This window comes from Sedimentitalea arenosa (assembly GCF_016428585.1).
GTDB classification, from domain to species: Bacteria; Pseudomonadota; Alphaproteobacteria; order Rhodobacterales; family Rhodobacteraceae; genus Sedimentitalea; species Sedimentitalea arenosa.
The window spans coordinates 81,870-100,343 of record NZ_JAELVR010000005.1; the positions used below are offsets into that span (position 1 = coordinate 81,870).

At 64.2% G+C, this 18,474-nt stretch carries 17 protein-coding genes; 6 read left to right on the forward strand and 11 right to left on the reverse strand.

The window, feature by feature from the left end; all coding sequences use genetic code 11:
• The first annotated feature begins 90 nt into the window (after positions 1–90).
• Positions 91–618, forward strand: coding sequence for a component of SufBCD complex (locus JF290_RS08535; protein ID WP_199024435.1), 528 nt, complete (start codon positions 91–93; stop codon positions 616–618).
• Positions 619–646: 28 nt separating this feature from the next.
• Positions 647–4,096, forward strand: coding sequence for a transcription-repair coupling factor (gene mfd, locus JF290_RS08540; RefSeq protein ID WP_199024436.1), 3,450 nt, complete (start codon positions 647–649; stop codon positions 4,094–4,096).
• A 100-nt stretch (positions 4,097–4,196) separates the two neighbouring features.
• Here the strand turns inward: mfd and JF290_RS08545 are convergent, their stop codons facing one another.
• From JF290_RS08545 to JF290_RS08555, 3 genes are all read right to left on the reverse strand, one after another.
• Positions 4,197–4,754: a CIA30 family protein gene (locus JF290_RS08545; RefSeq protein WP_199024437.1), complete on the reverse strand. Its 558-nt coding sequence runs from the start codon at positions 4,752–4,754 to the stop codon at positions 4,197–4,199.
• 75 nt (positions 4,755–4,829) lie between these two features.
• Complete coding sequence (locus tag JF290_RS08550) at positions 4,830–6,494, reverse strand: tetratricopeptide repeat protein (protein ID WP_199024438.1); 1,665 nt, start codon at positions 6,492–6,494, stop codon at positions 4,830–4,832.
• Between the two features lie 56 nt (positions 6,495–6,550).
• The gene (locus tag JF290_RS08555; protein WP_199024439.1) at positions 6,551–7,759 is read right to left on the reverse strand and encodes an MFS transporter; all 1,209 of its coding nucleotides are present in this window, start codon (positions 7,757–7,759) and stop codon (positions 6,551–6,553) included.
• 120 nt (positions 7,760–7,879) lie between these two features.
• On the opposite strand from JF290_RS08555, the gene JF290_RS08560 reads away from it, so the two are divergent.
• Entirely contained in the window at positions 7,880–8,194 is a 315-nt protein-coding gene (locus JF290_RS08560; RefSeq protein ID WP_199024440.1) for a hypothetical protein, read from the forward strand.
• Here JF290_RS08560 and JF290_RS08565 read toward each other — a convergent pair.
• The 3 genes from JF290_RS08565 to JF290_RS08575 are packed head-to-tail and all read right to left on the reverse strand — an operon-like array spanning position 8,161 to position 10,726.
• A complete protein-coding gene (locus tag JF290_RS08565) occupies positions 8,161–8,550 on the reverse strand; it encodes a potassium channel family protein (protein ID WP_199024441.1) in 390 nt (129 codons plus the stop codon). The genes JF290_RS08560 and JF290_RS08565 overlap by 34 nt on opposite strands.
• Positions 8,547–9,212: a DsbA family oxidoreductase gene (locus tag JF290_RS08570; RefSeq protein WP_199024442.1), complete on the reverse strand. Its 666-nt coding sequence runs from the start codon at positions 9,210–9,212 to the stop codon at positions 8,547–8,549. Before JF290_RS08570 ends, JF290_RS08565 begins: the two co-directional genes overlap by 4 nt.
• A complete protein-coding gene (locus JF290_RS08575) occupies positions 9,209–10,726 on the reverse strand; it encodes a class I adenylate-forming enzyme family protein (RefSeq protein WP_199024443.1) in 1,518 nt (505 codons plus the stop codon). Before JF290_RS08575 ends, JF290_RS08570 begins: the two co-directional genes overlap by 4 nt.
• A gap of 63 nt (positions 10,727–10,789) precedes the next feature.
• Between JF290_RS08575 and JF290_RS08580 the strand changes: the two genes are divergently transcribed.
• Entirely contained in the window at positions 10,790–11,413 is a 624-nt protein-coding gene (locus JF290_RS08580) for a helix-turn-helix domain-containing protein (protein WP_199024444.1), read from the forward strand.
• A gap of 3 nt (positions 11,414–11,416) precedes the next feature.
• Here the strand turns inward: JF290_RS08580 and JF290_RS08585 are convergent, their stop codons facing one another.
• On the reverse strand, positions 11,417–11,653 hold the full coding sequence (locus tag JF290_RS08585; protein WP_227362656.1) for a hypothetical protein: 237 nt from the start codon (positions 11,651–11,653) through the stop codon (positions 11,417–11,419).
• 95 nt (positions 11,654–11,748) lie between these two features.
• Positions 11,749–13,566 (reverse strand): extracellular solute-binding protein, encoded by a 1,818-nt coding sequence (locus tag JF290_RS08590; RefSeq protein ID WP_425503941.1) that lies wholly within the window; start codon positions 13,564–13,566, stop codon positions 11,749–11,751.
• Between the two features lie 323 nt (positions 13,567–13,889).
• Here JF290_RS08590 and JF290_RS08595 point away from each other — a divergent pair, with 323 nt between their 5' ends.
• Complete coding sequence (locus tag JF290_RS08595) at positions 13,890–14,663, forward strand: 3-hydroxybutyrate dehydrogenase (RefSeq protein ID WP_199024447.1); 774 nt, start codon at positions 13,890–13,892, stop codon at positions 14,661–14,663.
• 71 nt (positions 14,664–14,734) lie between these two features.
• The gene (locus JF290_RS08600; protein ID WP_328701222.1) at positions 14,735–15,769 is read left to right on the forward strand and encodes a patatin-like phospholipase family protein; all 1,035 of its coding nucleotides are present in this window, start codon (positions 14,735–14,737) and stop codon (positions 15,767–15,769) included.
• Here the strand turns inward: JF290_RS08600 and JF290_RS08605 are convergent.
• The 3 genes from JF290_RS08605 to JF290_RS08615 all read right to left on the reverse strand — a co-directional run bounded on the left by JF290_RS08605 (position 15,766) and on the right by JF290_RS08615 (position 18,361).
• On the reverse strand, positions 15,766–16,473 hold the full coding sequence (locus tag JF290_RS08605; RefSeq protein ID WP_199024449.1) for a DUF502 domain-containing protein: 708 nt from the start codon (positions 16,471–16,473) through the stop codon (positions 15,766–15,768). The genes JF290_RS08600 and JF290_RS08605 overlap by 4 nt on opposite strands.
• A gap of 77 nt (positions 16,474–16,550) precedes the next feature.
• The gene (locus tag JF290_RS08610) at positions 16,551–17,465 is read right to left on the reverse strand and encodes a pseudouridine-5'-phosphate glycosidase (protein WP_199024450.1); all 915 of its coding nucleotides are present in this window, start codon (positions 17,463–17,465) and stop codon (positions 16,551–16,553) included.
• The gene (locus JF290_RS08615) at positions 17,462–18,361 is read right to left on the reverse strand and encodes a PfkB family carbohydrate kinase (protein WP_199024451.1); all 900 of its coding nucleotides are present in this window, start codon (positions 18,359–18,361) and stop codon (positions 17,462–17,464) included. Before JF290_RS08615 ends, JF290_RS08610 begins: the two co-directional genes overlap by 4 nt.
• Positions 18,362–18,474 lie beyond the last annotated feature (113 nt).

The following is an 18,474-nucleotide window of genomic DNA, read 5'->3' on the forward strand; positions in this document are numbered from 1 at the left end:
ATGGGGTGGCATGGAAAACCGGCCCCGGCAAGGGCATCACGGGGCCATTGCGGCGGCATGGCGCGGTCCGTTGACAAAAAGGGCAGGCGTTTGGACTGGTATTCCTCCGTTTTCGAGCTGATCGACATGCGGTCGTTCTCGAACCTCTGGTACTGGATCGCGCTGGCGGTGTTCTGGTCGTCGGCCAGTCACTGGGTGCTGGGCGTACCCTATGACATGGTGCTGCGCGCGCGCCGTTCCGGCGGGCAGGCCGAGATCGACCTCAACGACATGGCCCGCGTGAACGTCAACCGTCTGCTGCATATCGCCGAGGTCTCGGGGCTCTGGCTGGTCGGGATCACCTGTTTCCTGCTGTCCGGCCTTGCAATGCTGGCGGTCGGCTACGGGATCGAATTCGCCCAGGCGCTGCTGTTCCTCGTCCTGCCGATGACGGTCATCGGCGCGCTCAGCCTGTCCTGCGCGCGCCGCATCCGGGCACAGGCGATGACCGGCGAGGCGTTGTGGAAGCAATTGGGCCGGCAGCGCACGATCACGCAGATCATCGGGACGATCTCGATTTTCGTGACGGCGCTCTGGGGAATGTATCAGAACCTGACCATCGGGGTTCTCGGCGGATGATGCGCGCCGGAACAGGGGCAAGAACAGTATGAACGCACCGGGACACATCACCGTCGGCGGCGCGCCCGAAGGGTTCGATGCGCGCCTGATCCTGCACGAAATCCACAATAGCGGCGCACCGGTTCTGCATGTGGCGCGCGATGACAAGAGGATGGCCGCCCTGCGCGCCGCGCTGGCCTTTTTCGCGCCGGACATGCCGGTTCTGACATTTCCGGGGTGGGATTGCCTGCCCTATGACCGGGTGTCGCCCAATGCCGACATCTCGGCCGCCCGCATGGCGACGCTGGCCGTGCTCGTGCACCAGATGCCCAAGGAGTTCGTGCTGCTGACCACGCTCAATGCGGCGAGCCAACGGGTGCCGGCCCGCACAGTCCTCCGGGACGCGGCGTTTACCGCCCGTGTCGGCAGCCGCATCGACGAGGAGGCGCTGCGGCAGTTCCTGGTGCGGATGGGCTTTTCGCAGAGCCCGACGGTGCTGGAACCGGGCGACTACGCGGTGCGCGGCGGTATTATCGACATTTATCCCCCGGGCGATGGCGGCCCGGTGCGGCTGGACCTGTTCGGTGACGTGCTGGACGGCGCGCGTCGCTTCGATCCGGCGACGCAGCGGACGACCGACAAGCTGGACATGGTCGAGCTTGCGCCGGTGTCCGAGGTCATCCTCGACGAGGCGGCGATCACCCGATTCCGGCAGAACTACCGCATCGAGTTCGGGGCCGCCGGCACCGATGATCCGCTGTACGAGGCGGTCAGCGCCGGACGCAAGCACCAGGGGATCGAGCATTGGCTGCCGTTCTTTCACGAGACGTTGGAAACCCTGTTCGAATATCTGCCCGACGCGACCATCACGCAGGACGATCAGGTCACACCGACCCGGCTGGCGCGCTGGGACAGCATCGCCGATCAATATGAAACCCGAAAGTTGGCGATGCAGACCAAGGCGCGGATCGACAGCGTGTACAAACCCGCGCCGCCGGGCCTTCTCTATCTCGACGATGCCGCCTGGAGCTCCGCGATCGACGGACGCAGGCTGTTGCAGTTCAACCCGTTGCCGCAGGCGTCGGGGCCGGGCGTGATCGATGCGGGCGGGCGGATCGGGCGCAACTTCGCGCCGGAACGTCAGCAGGAACAGGTCAGCCTGTTCGGTGCGCTCGCCGATCATGTGCGCGCACGCCTGCAGGCTGGGCCGGTGGTGATCGCGTCTTATTCCGAAGGCGCGCGCGAACGGCTTTCGGGCCTGATCGAAGACGAAGGTCTGGCCGAAACCATCCCGATCCCGAACGCGACCCGCATCGGCAAGCGCGGCCTCCACCTGGCGGTCTGGGCGCTGGAACACGGGTTTCAGACCAAGGACCTGACGGTGATCGCCGAGCAGGATGTTCTGGGGGATCGGTTGATCCGCACCGCCAAGAAGCGGCGGAAGGCCGAGAACTTCCTGACCGAGACGCAATCGCTGTCGCCGGGCGACCTGGTCGTGCACGTGGACCATGGGGTCGGCCGCTACCAGGGTATGGAGGTCATCACCGCCGCTGGCGCGGCGCATGAATGCCTGCTGCTGGAGTATGCCGAGGGCGCCCGGCTCTATCTACCAGTCGAGAACATCGAATTGCTGTCCCGCTTCGGTCACGAGGAAGGACTGCTCGACCGGCTGGGAGGCGGCGCGTGGCAGGCCAAGAAGGCCAAGCTCAAGGAGCGCATCCGCGAAATGGCCGACCGCCTGATCCGGGTTGCGGCCGAACGGGCGCTGCGCAAGGCGCCGATCCTCGAGGCCGAGCATCACGCCTGGGAGGCGTTCTCGGCCCGTTTTCCCTATCAGGAAACCGACGATCAGCTGGCCGCGATTGCCGACGTGATCGGCGACATGACCAGCGGGCAACCGATGGACCGGCTGATCTGCGGCGACGTCGGGTTCGGCAAGACCGAGGTCGCGATGCGCGCCGCCTTCGTCGCCGCCATGTCGGGCGTGCAGGTTGCCGTGATCGCGCCGACGACATTGTTGGCGCGGCAGCACTATGCGAGCTTCGCCGATCGGTTCCGGGGCTTTCCTTTCCAGGTGCGGCAATTGTCGCGCTTCGTCAGTGCGAAGGAGGCTCAGCTGACCCGGGACGGCATGGCGCGCGGCACGGTCGATATCGTCATCGGAACGCATGCGCTGCTGGCCAAGGGGGTGCGGTTTCAGAACCTCGGCCTGCTGATCATCGATGAGGAACAGCATTTCGGCGTCTCCCACAAGGAGCGGCTGAAACAGCTGCGCAGCGACATCCACGTTCTGACACTGACCGCGACTCCGATACCGCGCACTCTGCAACTGTCGCTGTCAGGCGTGCGCGACCTGTCGATCATCGGAACACCGCCGGTCGATCGCCTGGCCATCCGCACCTATGTCAGCGAATTCGATGCGGTGACGATCCGCGAGGCGCTGCTGCGTGAGCATTACCGGGGCGGGCAGTCCTTCTACGTCGTTCCGCGCATCTCGGATCTAGCCGAGATCGAGGAGTTCCTGAAGGAGCAGTTGCCGGAACTGACCTACGTGGTCGCGCATGGCCAGCTTGCCGCGGGTGAACTCGATGACAAGATGAACGCTTTCTACGACGGCAAGTTCGATATCCTGCTTGCCACCACCATCGTCGAAAGCGGGCTGGATATTCCGACCGCGAACACGATGGTGGTGCATCGCGCCGACATGTTCGGGCTGGCGCAGCTCTACCAGATCCGAGGGCGGGTGGGACGCTCCAAGACACGGGCCTATGCGTATCTGACGACCAAGCCGCGCGCCAAGCTGACCCCGGCGGCCGAGAAACGGTTGCGCGTTCTGGGATCGCTCGACACGCTCGGCGCCGGGTTCACCCTGGCCAGTCAGGATCTGGACATTCGCGGCGCGGGCAACCTGCTGGGCGAGGAACAGTCCGGCCAGATGCGCGACGTGGGCTACGAACTTTACCAGACGATGCTTGAGGAGGCGATCGCCAAGATCCGCGCGGGCGAGATGGAAGGCTTGAGCGAGGCCGACGATCAATGGGCGCCGCAGATCAATCTGGGGGTGCCGGTTCTCATCCCCGAAGAATACGTGCCGGATCTCGACGTGCGGTTGGGCCTTTATCGCCGTCTGTCGTCGCTCACCACCAAGGTCGAACTGGAAGGCTTCGCGGCGGAACTGATCGACCGGTTCGGCAAACTGCCGCGCGAGGTCAACACTCTGCTCCTCGTGGTGCGGATCAAGGCGATGTGCAAACGGGCCGGGATCGCCAAGCTGGATGGCGGCCCGAAGGGCGCGACGATCCAGTTCCACAACGACAAGTTCGCCAACCCCGAAGGGCTCGTGGCCTTCATCCAGGATCAGCGTGGACAGGCCAAGGTGAAGGACAACAAGATCGTCGTGCGCCGGGACTGGCGCAAGGAGTCCGACAAGATCAAGGGTGCATTCGCCATCGCGCGCGATCTGGCCGAGAAGGTCAAGGCGAAGAAGCCGACACGCTGAACTTCAGGTTTGGCAAACGCGCGCCGGCCGGCCATCGAGGCCGTCCGGTGCGATCCGGACGCGGGGCGTCCGAATGGGGCGTGCCGAAACTTCGTCGGGACTAGTAGAAGCCGACTTCGGCCACATCGACCCGGGCGCTGTGGTCCCGCCCGAAGGCGACGATGCCGAGCGACTTGAGGCTGTCGGCCCGTGGTGTCGCCCGCAGCATCCGGCCCGAGGGTCGGAAATCGCTTAGCGGCAGGCGTATTTCAGACCAGGTGTCGGACACCGGGAACTCTGCCTGATAGTACTGCCAGGGCAGGAGGGTTCCGCCGGTCCGCAGGTGCACGAAATAGGGCCCGTTGCTGCCGCGCACGACGAGGCGCACGCCGGTGGTTCCCTCCGGAGCGCTGTCGGCCAGATCGGTCCGAAACTGGATGAAACCGCCATTGTTGGCGGTGCTCACCTCGCCGGTCATCCGGGCGTAGTTCCGGCCGTTCTCGGATCTGAACGCGACCTGTCCGCTGGACACGCCGCCCATCACAGTGTCCGCAAAGAAGCGCCATCGGGTTTCGGGCGCGGTGTCGAACCGGTCGATCACGGCTGCCTGTGCCAACATGGGCGGCGCGGCGCACATGAGGGCCAGCAGGAAGGCGGCGACGAGAGTCGGTCTGGGCATTGGAAAGCCTCGTTAAGTCGGGTCGTTCTCCGAGATATGGGCACGAAGGAGCGCAAGGTTAAGCCTCGGATCGCATCAGCCCGCGCGGCGCATCGCCGCTTGCGCGCAGAAGCAGGAGGCCGCGACGATATTGTCGGCTCGTCCGAGCGCCAGTTCAAGCCGTTGCTTGACCTGGCGGAGTTCGCGAGTCTCGCCACGGGCCTTCAGGCAATCGTGCAAGCCCTTCAGGCTCCAGACATTGTCGGGATGGACCGCAGCGCGGGCGATGGTTCCGCCCAGACCGAGATCCTCGCGGTAGACGATTTCCGCCTCGTCGATGCGGCCCTGTTCGAACAGAAGCGCGCCAAGCGCGTGGCGCGTCGGCTGCATCCAGCCCCATGGCTCGTCATAGGGCAGGGCGTCATCGAGTTGCACGGAGTTGCGCAGATGAGCGAAAGCCACGTCGAAATTGCCCTTGCGGTACTCGATCTCGCCGCGCAGCATTTCGTGCGCGATCGACAGGAGATCGCACACCTTGTTGTTGTGCATCAGGCGCGTCTCGGGAACGCGCGCACAGGCGGCCAGAAACAACGCTTCCTCGGCTTCGGCCTCTGCCACGCGACCGGTCGCGGCCAGGGCGATGGCGCGGGCGTAGTGCACGGAGGCCGTGAGCGTCCGGTAGAGATCGGCATCCTTTGGCGGCGTGAGCGCAATGGCGTCCTCCCAGCGTCCGAAGCGCACGAGGATATGCGGCTCCAGCGCCATGAAGCTTTCGAAATAGTCGGCCATCGGCGGGCTTTCGATCCGCAGCAATTTTTCGGGCGTGGTCTCCCACAGGCCACGGTTGGCGGCCAGGGCCGGTTCAAGCTGGCCGAGGAACAACGCGCCGTAGATGACGAAGTGATAATTGTGCTGCCGGTATCCCGAGTAGATGTTGAACGCTCCTTCGCGGGCGAAATACTTGAGGTCTGCCTCTATCGCCTTCTGGTTCCAGAACACGACGTCTCGATAATGGCCGCACAGCACGTCGATATGGGTCGCCATGTGAACCAGATGTCCGGAATCGGGCACGAGCGTACGCAGCACATCCCCGGCCTTGAGCGCCTTTTCGGGGCAGGGCGACATCTCCATGAGGTGCACGTAAAGGTGCAGAAGCCCCGGATGCGCCATCGCACCGGGCAGCGTCTCCATCGCCGTTTCCAGGACCGACCGCGCCGTCAGGGTCTCGGCACCCGCCGCCGGTTCGCCTGTCGCGAGGTCCCACATCTGCCAAGGGGTCAGGTTGAGCAGTGATTCCACGTAGATCGAGCGAAGATCGAGGTGATCGGGGCAGGCCTCGAAGGCGTTCTTCATGGCGGAGGCGAAGGCGCGGTTCCAGGCTTCCATGTTCTCGACCGGGTCGCGCTGCGGATAGCGGGCGGGCAGGGCGTCGATCAGGGCACGCTCGGGTTCTGTGCAGTCGTCGCGTCGGGCAAGCGCCGCTTGCGTGGCGTCATGCGCCTGGGCGAGCGCCTTCGCGCGGCTTTCGGGATCGAACAACTCCCACGGCATGTTGTAGTTTGGACCCGATGCATAGGCGATACCCCAATGCGCCATCGCGCAGTCGGGATCCGCCAGCACAGCACGGCGAAAACAGACGATCGCCTCTTCGTGGTTGAAGCCATAGGTCCAGATCAGGCCCCGGTCGAACCAGAGCTGCGCTTCGGGCTGCGCCGTGGTGATCGGGCAGCTGTGGGATCCGAGGTCGTAATAGGGTTCCATCTGACACCTCCCGTTTGGGGGAAGGATACAGTCAACGCGCCACATTGCCAGAGCGTTCAGACCGGCACGCGGTCCTCAAGCCGCCCCATGTGCAGCATCAGGGCGAACCCGGTCGAGGACATCACCACCACGGCAGCCGCGAGCGGTACGAGGGAACCGTCGAACATGAGCCCGACAGGGGCTGCGATGGCTGCAGCGAGCACGGTCGAGATCGCCCCGATCACCGATGCGGCCATGCCGGCTATATGTCCCATCGGTTCCATCGCGATGGCGTTCAGGTTGCCGAGCGTGGTTCCGGCCATGAAGAAGAGGCAACATTGCCAGGTGACGAAGATAACGAACAAGGCGGTTAGCGGCAGGTCCAGACCTGAAAGAGCCAAAACACAGCTCGACAGCACAACCTGCGCCCCCAGCGACCAGGTTACCATCCGGCGCATGCCGACGCGAACAACGATGGCGGCGTTCAGAATGCTTGCTGTTCCCGAGACCAGGGCAACCGCCCCGAACCAGAAGGGAAAGCTGGCGGCGCGGTCGAAGATGACGTCATAGATGGGCTGAACCATGGTCAACGTGCTGAACAGCATGCCCATGCAGAGCGTCTGAACGATGATGGACAGGCGCACCGTCGGGTGGGTGACCATCTCGCGCACCGCGCCCAGCAGCAAAGGCGCGCGAAACGGGCGGCGTTTCTCGATTGCGAGCGGCTCGGGCAGTCGGATGCCCATCCAGCAAATGCAGATCAGCGAGAACAGGATGAACGCCGCGAAAATGCCGCGCCAGCCGACGAGCGCGATGATGCCCGCGCCCAGCATCGGCGCGAAGGCGGGGAAGATGGTGAAGATCATCATCGCGATCGACATCATGCGCGCCATTTCGCGTCCGACATAGAGGTCGCGCATGATCGCAACCGCGACGACGCGGGGTGCGGCCGCGCCGATCCCCTGCAAGACGCGCGCGGCCAGAACGAGCTCGAGCGAGGAACTGGCCCAGGCAACGGCAGCGGCGAAGATATACAGAAGCGAGCCGACCAGGATCACCGGCTTGCGCCCGAAAGCATCCGACAGTGGGCCGGTGAAGAACGTGCCGATCCCCATGCCGAGTACGAAGGACGTCAGGATCAGTTGCGCGCGGTTCAGATCGTCCGGGCTGAGTTCGGCGCCGATCTCCGGCAAGGCCGGAAGCATCGCATCAATCGAAAAGGCGATCGTCGCGAACATCATCGCGATCAGCGCGATGAATTCGCCGCGCGACATTGGGTTTCGCATGGGCACTCCGGATCAATGCAGGGGCGCTATCACAGCTTTTCGCAGTTGACCAGAACGGCCTTGGCATATACCTGACAAAAATGATAGGAAAAAGAGACTCAAGACCGAGAGGACAGAGAAATGAACAGATTCCCAATCATGCTTGCCGCCGCATTCCTGGCCGCGCCAGCGCTTGCCTCGGGCCCGGGCGAGAGCCACGCGGGCAAGGGCACAGACTATATCCCCAACGGCGTGTTCGGCTACGAGGTGTTCGAAGCCTCGGTCGCACACGCGGATCTGGTATCCTGCCCGGCCTCTTTCGATGAAAACGTGGTCTTCTGCCGCATGACACTGGCCAACGAACAGGCGCATGTCTTCGTCTTCTCGTTCGACGGAGACCAGCCGTTGCTGGCAGTCAAGCACTACGATCTGGACGACGAGCTTTTGCCGTTCTGATCGGCGCCGGGCTGATCATCCTCGTTGGCCGCGGCGGGCCGGTCGCCCGCCGTGTGTCCCAATCGACCGATCAGCCATTCCGTATGCTCTTCGCGCTTGCGCATGTGATAGAGCGCGAATTGCTGAATCGCGACGGCAAACACGCCCAGCCCGACGAAGATGAACACGGTTGTGCCGATCTTGCCAAGCGCTGTCGCCGGAACCAGCGAGCCGTAACCCACGGTGGAAACCGTGACCACGGTGAAGAAGTAGGAATCCAGCCAGCTCCATCCTTCGACGATGCGAAAGAATACGGTGCCCAACGTCAGGACGCCAACAAGGCTGATCACGACGGTATGGGCCTTGAAGGGCTTCACCTGGCCTCGGCCTCCTCGGCGATCTGTGCTTTCAGCTCGCCGATCACCTTCTGCCAGAGCTCGGGCGACTGCGCGCCCGGAACGGCGTGTTTGCCGGCGACGATGAAGGTGGGCACCGAGGTCACACCCATTTCGCGACTGTGCGCTTCCCGCCTGGCGATATCCTCGCGGTCGGCGTCCGATTGCAGCAAGCGGCGTACCACGGCCGCATCCATTCCAAGACCGTCCGCGATATCCGCCAGAATGTCGGGATCGCCTATGTCCCGTGCCTCGACGAAATAGGCCTTGAACAAGGCATCGACCGCTGCGGTCTGGCGCCCCTCAATCCCGGCCCAATGGATCAGGCGATGGGCGTCCATCGTGTTGGGCGTCCGCTGCATGTCTTCGAAATTTATGGTGAGCCCGGCGGCCTCGGCGTTCTGAACAACCGGGGCATAGGCCCGGACCGCGCCTTCCTTGCCGCCGAACTTGGTTTCCAAATAGGTGCGCCGATCCATGCCTTCGGCGGGCATCTCGGGGTTCAGCTGGAACGGATGCCACTGAATGACGAACGGATGATCCGGGATCGCCGCCAGTGCCGCGTCCAGATGGGTCTTGCCGATATAGCACCACGGGCAGATCGGATCGGACAGGATATCGAGAGTGATGGTCTGGTCGGTCATGATGTCTTTGCCTTGAAATATGCGGGCAAGGCGCGGCGCAGGAGCTTTCCGTTGGCGCTGCACGGCAATGCCGGAAGGTGAACGAAGGCCCGCGGTTGCTTGTAGCGCGCCAGCTTGTCACTGACATAAGCCCCGAGGTCGGCGTCGTCCAGTTCGCGGGGGCCTGTGTAGAAGGCCGCGATGATGCACACGTCTTCCTTGACCTCGACCTCGGCCACGCCGACCTGGGTGACCCCCGGATGGCCGGCAAGCGCGATCTCGACCTCGAGCGGCGAGACACGGTAGCCGCCGGCGTTCATCATGTCGTCGTCGCGACCGAGGTAGCTGATCTGCCCATCGACCGCCATGGCACCCAGATCGCCGGTCAGGAACCAGTCACCGCGAAACCGTGCGGCGGCTTCGTCCGGCGCGTTGAGATAGCCCAGCATCAGGCCGGGATCGTCGCGGTGCACGGCGATCACGCCTTCCTCGCCCTGCGGAACAGGACCGTCCGGACCGAGGATTGCCACCCGTCGCCCGTCCTGCGGTTGCCCCAGCGCCTCGCCCCGCGCCGGATGCATTGGGCTTGAGGAAATGAAGGTCGAGCATTCCGTCATCCCATAGGCTTCGTAGAGTGGCGTTCCGGTGGCCTGTGTCCACATGTCCAGCAGATGAGTGGACAGCTTTTCGCCGGCGCTGAGGCCATGACGCAATGCCGGCAGGGTCAGGCTTTCGCCCTCGGTGAGGAATTTTCTGTAAACACCCGGCGCCGCTGCGAAAATCGTCGCCTCATACTGATCGAGAAGGGCTGGAATTTCCGCAAGATCGGTGCCCGGCTGCGGAATCAGCGCTGTCGCGCCGAGGGTCCAGGGATCCATCAGCCCGGTGCCGAGCGTGTAGGTCCAGTTGAAGGCGCCCGCGTGGAGCAGCCGGTCGTCGGGTGTCAGCCCGTACCAGCCATCGACCATCATCCGGCGCGCCCAGATCGCGCGATGGGCATGGGCGACCGCACGCGGCGACCCCGAGGTGCCCGAAGTATAGACCACGTAGGCGAGCCTGTTCGGATCGCCCATGTGCCAGTCACACGGCGGCAGTTCGCGCATGGCGCGCAGCTCGGACAGGACGATTGTGCGAGGGTGGGCGGCACAGGCGACCTCGGGATCGCGCAGGACCGCCGCGATCGACAATTCGTCGATCATCTTGCGCGTTTCCGCCTCGGTCAGCTGCGAGGACGTCGGCACCGGCACGAGGCCCGCGGCGATGGCACCGAGATAGGCAATCGGGAAGTCGACCGTATTGCCGAGCCGCATCAGCACGATGTCTCCGGGCGCAAGCCCGGCCTGCAGCAGCCCGGTGCCCGTCGCGCGCACCGCATCGTGCAGATCGGCGTAGGTCCAGTTCTGCGCGCCCTGCGGTCCAAGCACTGACAGCGCCAGTTTGCCGGGCGCCGATCCGGCACGGGCCAGCACGTGACGGGCGAGGTTGAACGGGGTCGGGCAGGGCTCAGGCGCCCCATGATCGAATACGGAAAGCATGTGGTTGGCTAGCCCGCCGCGCCGGGCGTTGCAAGCCGTACCGGGCGCACATATAGAGCGCGCATGACGCCCCGTGATCCCAAATCGCTCATCCGTGTCGCTCGCAGTTCCGGGCAGGAAACCAGTGCCGAGCCGCTGGATCTTGGCGCGCGGGTGCGCGAGTTGCGAAAGGCGCGATCCTGGACGCTGGAGCAGGCGGCCAGCCAAGCGGGATTGGCGCGTTCGACCCTGTCAAAGATCGAGAACGGGCAGATGTCGCCGACCTATGATGCGCTGAAGAAGCTTGCGGAGGGGTTGCAGATCTCGGTTCCGCAGCTTTTCACGCCGCCCAAACGGGACCAGGTGAACGGACGCATGGCAGTCACGAAATCGGGCGACGGCACCGCGCAGGCGACAGTCACCTACGAACATGAACTGCTGGCCGACAGTCTGACAAAGAAGCAGATGCTGCCGTATCGCGCTCGTGTTCGCGCGCGCTCGATGGACGAGTTCGACGGATGGGTGCGGCATGACGGAGAGGAGTTCCTCTACGTGCTGACCGGTGTCATCAAGCTGTATACCGAGTTCTACGAGCCGGTGGAAATGCGTCGGGGGGACAGCGCCTATTATGACGCGACGATGGGGCACAACGCGGTGTCCGTCAGCGAGGACGACGCGCTGATTCTCTGGGTGACGTCACTGACCTGACGCTCAGGCGGCGGCAGGACCTTCCTCGCTGTCGCGCATCAGCCCTTGCACATAAAGGAAATCCTCGACTTCCTCATGCGCTTCGGTCAGCGAGAGATTGTGTCTCTGCGCAAGATACGCCTCGAACCGGCTGCGGTCGATCTTGGCGAACGGCATCGCGGATTCCTCGAGGTTGGGAAATCGCTCTTGCAGGGCGCGGTACCAGTACGCCCAGTCCTGTGTCAGGTCGGTCCAGATCATCACGTCTCATCCCCTTCGGCATCAAATGCCTCCCGCAACACAGCTTAGTATCGCTGCGGCGCAGAAAAAAGGGCTTTTCGGTCGCATGACCGGCTTCAGTCACCTTGATACCACCATACATCCGGCAGGAACCCGACTCCGTCGCCATAGATCGGCAGGCGACCCGGGTAGTGTAGCTGCCGCGCATGTGCGATTCGGCCCACGTCGTATTGCCAGATCGGAATGACGTAGCGCCCGGTGGTCAGGACACGATCCAGCGCGCGTACTGCCGTGGTGAAGTCCTCGTGCGTCTGGGCCGCGAGCATCGCATCGATCAGCCCGTCCACCGCCGGAGAGGAAACGCCCATGAGGTTGCGCGTCCCGGGCGTGTCCACCCCGTGACCGCCCCAATAGAGCCGCTGTTCGTTGCCGGGCGACAGCGACAGGTCGCGACGGAAGGTGGTCATGTCGAAATCGTAGTCTACGAGTCGAGCGGCATATTGCGCATCGTCCACCTTGGTCACACGCGCATCGATGCCCAGCCGTTCGAGCGCCCGGCTGTAAAGCTCGATCGCGGTCTGATTGCCGGTATCGCCCTGCCGCAGCAACACTTCGAAGGTGAAGCGGCCCTGTTCGGGATGCGTCAAGCGGCCGTCCTGAACTTGCCAGCCGGCCTCGTTCAGCAAGGTCAGCGCGCGGCGCAGGTTGGTGCGGTTGCGTGCGGTACCGTCGCTGGTGGGCAGGGTATAGCCCTCGAGCGCGCCGGGCAGCAGCGCGGTCCGAAACCGTGACAGAAGCTCGCGCACGGCGCCCTCGGCCGGGCCGGGTTGCATGGCGAGTTCCGAGTTCGAGAAGTAGGACGTGATCCGGGGCTGTGCACCGCCGGTCATGGTGTCGTTTATGTACTCGAAGTTGAAGGCCAGAAGCATCGCCTCGCGCACGCGCCAGTCGTCAAAGGGGGCACGGCGGGTGTTCATCACGAATCCGGTCATGCCCGAGGGGCGTTTGTGAGGGATCTCGGACTTGACGATATCGCCGCGCAGTACGGCGGGAAAGCCATACTGGGTTTCCCATTTCTCGGCGTTGAATTCGCGAATGGCGGTCAGTTCGCCGGCCTTGAACGCTTCGAACAGCACGGTTTCGTCGCCGTAGAATTCGACCCGCAGTTCGTCGAGATTTTGTGTTCCGCGCCGGATCGGCAGGTCGCGGCCCCAATAGTCGGGGTTGCGCCGAAGGGTGACATGCCGGCCGGCTTCGAAATCCGACACGACATAGGCGCCGGTGCCGATCGGAATCTCGTCGAGCCCCGAGTCTGCGAAGGACTTGCCCTCCCACTGCGCCTCTTTCAGGATCGGGCGCAAGCCGGCGATCAGGGCCAGTTCGCGATCCGAGGTGTTGAAGCTGAGCCGGATGGTGCGAGGTCCGGTCTGCGCGATCTCCTCGACCTGGCTGGCGAGACCGCGATAGCGCAGGTGTCCCTCGCGGCCGAGAGTCTCGTAGGACCAGATCACGTCGCCGACCGTGACCGGTGTTCCATCCGAGAACTCGGCGCGCGGATCGAGGTCGAATTCGACCCAAGATCGGTCCGGCGCGGTGCGCACTGATTCGGCAAGCAGACCGTAGAGCGTGAAGGGTTCGTCCCACGAGCGGGCCAGGAGGCTCTCGTATCCCCAGAAGCGGAGTTGCCAGGGTGCGGTGCCTTTCTGGACGAACGGGTTGAGCGAGTCGAACCCGCCCGTGTTGCCAAAGACGATCCGTCCGCCCTTGGGCGCATCCGGATTGGCATAGGGCAGGGACACAAAATCGGGTGGTAGGGCGGGGGCACCATACATAGCTATGCCATGAGGTGATTCCGAGTGGCCCGGATCGGCGCTCAGAATCGCGGCGATACCGCCGATGATCGCGCACCCGCGTTGGAAAAAATCTGGTCGCACTTTGGCAACAATCCCGCTCTTGCCTTATTTCGTTAACGTTCAGGCTAACGAGGGATTCACGTCTTTTCAAACTTTTAGCTTGGACGCGCGCGGAGAATTGCGTATAAAGGTGTCACTGCTCGATAGGTTTCTTGCCTGTATGAAACCTGCCTCAATAACTTAACGCCCGCTTCGTGCGGGCGTTTTTTTTTGGTCGTGTTCTGATGCACCAAGATGTGGCGCGGGGGGCGGCGAGACCGAGCTCAGTTCGGTTTTGCCGTTTCCTTTGCAGGTGCAGCATGGCAGTTTGTGCCAGCAACCATCGCAACCAGAAAGAGGCCGTCATGTCGCTGAAGGGAAAAACCGCCGTCATCACCGGATCGAACTCGGGCATCGGGCTTGGCATTGCGTGGGAACTGGCGCGGGCCGGGGCCGACGTGGTGCTGAATTCTTTTACCGACCGTGACGAGGATCATGCGCTGGCCGAAGAGATCGCGAAGGAGACGGGAGTGGTCGCCCGCTATGTCAAGGCCGATATGTCCAGCGGGGCGGAGTGTCGCGCATTGATCCATGAGGCAGGCGCCTGCGACATCCTGATCAACAATGCAGGCATCCAGCATGTCGCCCCGATAGACGAGTTTCCCATGGAGAAGTGGGACGCGATCATCGCGATCAACCTGAACTCGGCGTTCCACACGACCGCGGCGGCTTTGCCGATGATGCGCAAGGCTGGCTGGGGCCGGGTCATCAACATCGCCAGCGCCCATGGATTGACCGCCAGCCCCTTCAAGGCGGCCTATGTCGCGGCCAAGCACGGGATCGTCGGGATGACCAAGACCGTCGCGCTGGAAACCGCGCAGGAACCGATCACCTGCAATGCAATCTGTCCGGGCTACGTGCTGACGCCGCTGGTCGAGGCGCAGATTCCCGACACGATGAAGAAATACGACATGGGCCGCGAAGAGGTCATCAAGAAGGTGATGCTGGAGCGCCAGCCGAGCAAGGAATTCGCGACGGTCGAACAATTGGGCGGCACCGCCGTGTTCCTGTGTTCGGACGCGGCGGCGCAGATCACCGGGACGACGATCAGCGTCGATGGCGGCTGGACGGCGCTCTGACCGCGCGAGGGCAAGGTGGGGGCCAGCCCCCACGCCCCCGGAGTATTTCAACGAAGATGAAGGAGCGTGACGTGCCTGGACCCAAGCGGATCAACCTGGCCCTGCAGGGCGGTGGCGCGCATGGCGCCTTTACCTGGGGGGTGCTCGACAGGTTGTTGCAGGACGAGGAGATCGAGATCGCCGGAATCTCGGGCACTTCGGCCGGTGCGTTGAACGGCGCGGCGCTGAAGGCGGGTATGATCAGCGGCGGGCGCGAAGGCGCGCGCGCCAATCTCGACTGGCTGTGGTCGCGGGTCGGCTCGCAAAGCGACGTGCGGTTGCTGGACTGGATGCGCGGGCTGGATCCGGGCCGCATGGCCCGCGCCATCGAGTATTCCCCGGCTTTCGCCTTCGCCGATCTCTGGTCGCGGGTGATCTCGCCCTACAGCTATGGCCCGTTCTATCGCAATCCGCTGGAGCGGATCGTCGAGGCGTTCGACTACGACAAGGTCTGCGCGGATGCCGGGCCGGACCTGTTCATCTGTGCCACGCGGGTCAGGTCCGGCAAGATCAAGATCTTCTCGGGGCATGAGATCACCACCCAATCGATCCTGGCGTCGGCCTGCCTGCCGACACTGTTCCAGGCGGTCGAGATCGACGATCCCGAGACCGGGCGACGCGAGGCGTATTGGGATGGCGGCTATACCGGCAACCCGGCGCTGTTTCCGCTGTTCGCGCGCCACCTGCCGGACGATATCGTCATCGTCAACATCAATCCGCTGGAGCGGGAGGGCGTTCCGGTCACGCCTCATCAGATTCAGAACAGGATCAACGAGATCAGCTTCAACTCGTCGCTGCTGCGCGAGTTGCGCGCGATTTCCTTCGTTCAGCGGCTTCTGGAGGACGGCACGCTGACCACGGACCGGAAATCGCGGGTGCTCGTGCACATGATTGCCGACGACGCCCTGATGAACGATCTGTCGGTCGCGACCAAGTTGATGCCGAACGGGTTCGTTCTCGACCGGCTGAAAACCGCGGGACAGGAGGCGGCCGACGCGTTTCTCGCCGCGCACAAGAACGACCTGAACCGGGTCGGCACCGTCGACTTGGCAGAAACCTACGGTTAAGTGCCGGTCTTGATCCGGTCCCGGATCTCGAGAGGCAGTGGATCATCCTTGCTGTTGGGATAGACGAGGCCTGCCGAGATCACGAGTTTCGCCGCCTCCTCGACGGACATGTCCAGTTCGATCACGTCTTCCTTTGGCAGGAAGAGCAGGAACCCCGAGGTCGGGTTCGGCGTGGTCGGCAGGAAGACGCTCATCAACTGTCCCGTGGTTTCGACCCGCTTGGCGACCTCGCCCTTGGCAGTGGTCGAGATGAACCCGATCGCCCAGATGCCCTTGCGCGGATATTCGATCAGGCAGGCGGTTTCGAAGGAGCGTTCGGATTGCGCAAAGACGGTTTCGGAAATCTGCTTGATGCCCGAATAGATCGACCGGACGACCGGCATCCTGTCGACCAGGCTTTCCCCCCAGCGGATCAGTGAGCGGCCGATCAGTCCCTTGGCGATCCAGCCGACGAAGATGGTGAACACGAGGAAGATGATCACGCCGACGCCGCGCAGGTTGATGCCGATGTAATGTTCGGGGCGGATGGTCTGGGGCACCAGTGGCAGAACGAAACCGTCGATCCAGCCGATCACCGTCCAGATCAGCCAGATGGTCAGGCCGACGGGCGCGATCACCACCAGTCCGGTCAGGAAGGACGACCGCAGGCGGGCGAACAGGCTGGGCCTGCGGGAAGAGGGATCGTCGTCAAAGGGGGTTGTCATCGGCAGTCCATCGGTTTCGAAGGCAAATTAGGCACTTGTCCGCCTGCCTACAATGGCAACCGTATCCTAAACCTCCGTCAGCCCGCCGTGTTTGTCATTGCTTGTGCAATCCGCGCCGCCAGTCGCGCGTTGTTGCGCACCAAGGCGATGTTGGCGGTCAGGGAGTGCCCGTCTGTCTGTTCATAGATTCGCTGCAGCAGGAAGGGGGTGACGTCCTTTCCGGTGATGCGGTGGCGCGCGGCATCGGCCTGGGCCGATGCGATGATCGGCGACAGTGTCTCGACCGGAATCTCGGCGTCGGTCGGAATCGGGTTGGCGACGAGTTGGCCACCGGGTACGCCGAGCGCGCGGCGCACAAGATGCGCCCGTGCGATCGCGGCGGGCTCGTCCATGCGCAGCGGCGCCTTGTGCCCGGACCGGGCCGACCAGAAGGCCGGAAACGCGTCCTGACCGTAGGCGATGACCGGTACGCCGAGCGTTTCCAGCACTTCCAGCGTCTTGGCGATGTCGAGAATGGCCTTGGCCCCTGCGGCGACGACGGTGACGGGGGTCTGGGCGAGTTCCTGAAGATCGGCGGAGATATCGAAGCTCGATTCTGCACCCTGGTGCACGCCGCCGATTCCGCCGGTGGCGAAGACCGGGATCTGCGCGTGATGGGCCGCGATCATTGTCGCCGCGACCGTCGTGGCGCCGGTGCCGCCGGTCGCGAGACAGGCGGCGAGGTCCGCGCGCGACAGCTTGGCGACCTGATTGGCCTGCGCGAGGGCGGTGAGTTGCTCGGGTTCGAGACCGACATGCAGACGCCCCTCCAGCACCGCCATCGTGGCGGGCGTGGCGCCGGTCTCGCGAATGTCGGCTTCGACCTGGCGCGCGACCTCGACATTCCTGGGATAAGGCATCCCGTGGGTGATGATCGTGCTTTCCAGCGCGACGATGGGTGACTTGGCCGCCTTGGCGGCGCGGACTTCTTTGGACAGGCTAAGGTCGATCACAGTGGGGTGTCTCCGGATACGTAGATGGCGGCGGCGTGAAGCGCGCTGGCCAGGGCCGCTTCCCGGTCCTGGCCTTCGGCTTCGGCGGCGATATGTGCGGCCATGAAGGTGTCGCCAGCGCCGGTGACGCGGGTGACCAGTACTTCGGGCGGTGTCAGGCCGATTGCGCCGGTCGGGTCTGCCTCGGTCGCGGTGCGTTCGCCGTCGGTCACCAGCACGCGCGCGGCGCCGCGCGCGATCAAGCCCCGTGCAGCCTCCTGCGACGAGGCGAACTCCGTCTGGCACAGCAGTCCGGCTTCCTCGAGGTTGACGTAGAGCGTGGCGCGGCGGTGGGTGATGAAGGGCAGCAGTCGTTCGGCCTTGCCGGGAGAGGCGGGCGCGACCCTCAGATCGGCGTCGGCGAAGGCGGCATCGCGTGCGATCCGTTCCAGCAAACTGCGCGTGAGGTTGCCGTCCAGCGCGATCAGCCCGTCAAAGCGGCGCGTCGCGGTGCCGAGTGGGCCGTGCAGCAGCGGCCGCAGGATCTTGTCGCCGGCCGCTTCCAGTGAATGGGCGTCCGCGATGGCCGCGATCAGGCCGTTCGCCGCCTCGACCGCCATGTAACGGTCGGTCGGCAGATCGTCGGAGCGGTAGACATGGTCCGTGATCATTCCCAGGCGGGCGCAGGCCTCGGTCAGTTCGTCGCCTTCGGGATCGCGTCCGATCGTGCTCAACAGCGTTGGCGTCAGACCGAAGCGCACCAGTGTCATGGCGATGTTCATCGCGACCCCGCCGGGCAGCCGGGTGATGCGGCCCGGCACGTCGGAGCCTTGCCGCATGTGGCTTGCGGACCGTCCGATCACGTCCCAGAGGACGCTGCCGATACAGATGATCCCTGTGTGGGCGGTTCGTGTCATGGCAAGGCTTGTGACCCCATTCCGCCCGGCGCGCAAGGGGAGTGGCGCGGCGGGTCAGGGCACATGAACGGTCAGCGTCGCGCTGAGGCTTTCCCGTACCGCGACCCGGTTAT

Bases quoted from the DNA above. Each gene is read 5' to 3' on its own strand.
- JF290_RS08595 (WP_199024447.1), top strand. From the start codon at position 13,890: ATGTCGCTGAAGGGAAAAACCGCCGTCATCACCGGATCGAACTCGGGC.
- JF290_RS08570 (WP_199024442.1), bottom strand. From the start codon at position 9,212: ATGACCGACCAGACCATCACTCTCGATATCCTGTCCGATCCGATCTGC.
- JF290_RS08580 (WP_199024444.1), top strand. From the start codon at position 10,790: ATGACGCCCCGTGATCCCAAATCGCTCATCCGTGTCGCTCGCAGTTCC.
- mfd (WP_199024436.1), top strand. From the start codon at position 647: ATGAACGCACCGGGACACATCACCGTCGGCGGCGCGCCCGAAGGGTTC.
- JF290_RS08585 (WP_227362656.1), bottom strand. From the start codon at position 11,653: ATGATCTGGACCGACCTGACACAGGACTGGGCGTACTGGTACCGCGCC.
- JF290_RS08555 (WP_199024439.1), bottom strand. From the start codon at position 7,759: ATGCGAAACCCAATGTCGCGCGGCGAATTCATCGCGCTGATCGCGATG.
- JF290_RS08560 (WP_199024440.1), top strand. From the start codon at position 7,880: ATGAACAGATTCCCAATCATGCTTGCCGCCGCATTCCTGGCCGCGCCA.
- JF290_RS08615 (WP_199024451.1), bottom strand. From the start codon at position 18,361: ATGACACGAACCGCCCACACAGGGATCATCTGTATCGGCAGCGTCCTC.
- JF290_RS08550 (WP_199024438.1), bottom strand. From the start codon at position 6,494: ATGGAACCCTATTACGACCTCGGATCCCACAGCTGCCCGATCACCACG.
- JF290_RS08575 (WP_199024443.1), bottom strand. From the start codon at position 10,726: ATGCTTTCCGTATTCGATCATGGGGCGCCTGAGCCCTGCCCGACCCCG.
- JF290_RS08545 (WP_199024437.1), bottom strand. From the start codon at position 4,754: ATGCCCAGACCGACTCTCGTCGCCGCCTTCCTGCTGGCCCTCATGTGC.
- JF290_RS08605 (WP_199024449.1), bottom strand. From the start codon at position 16,473: ATGACAACCCCCTTTGACGACGATCCCTCTTCCCGCAGGCCCAGCCTG.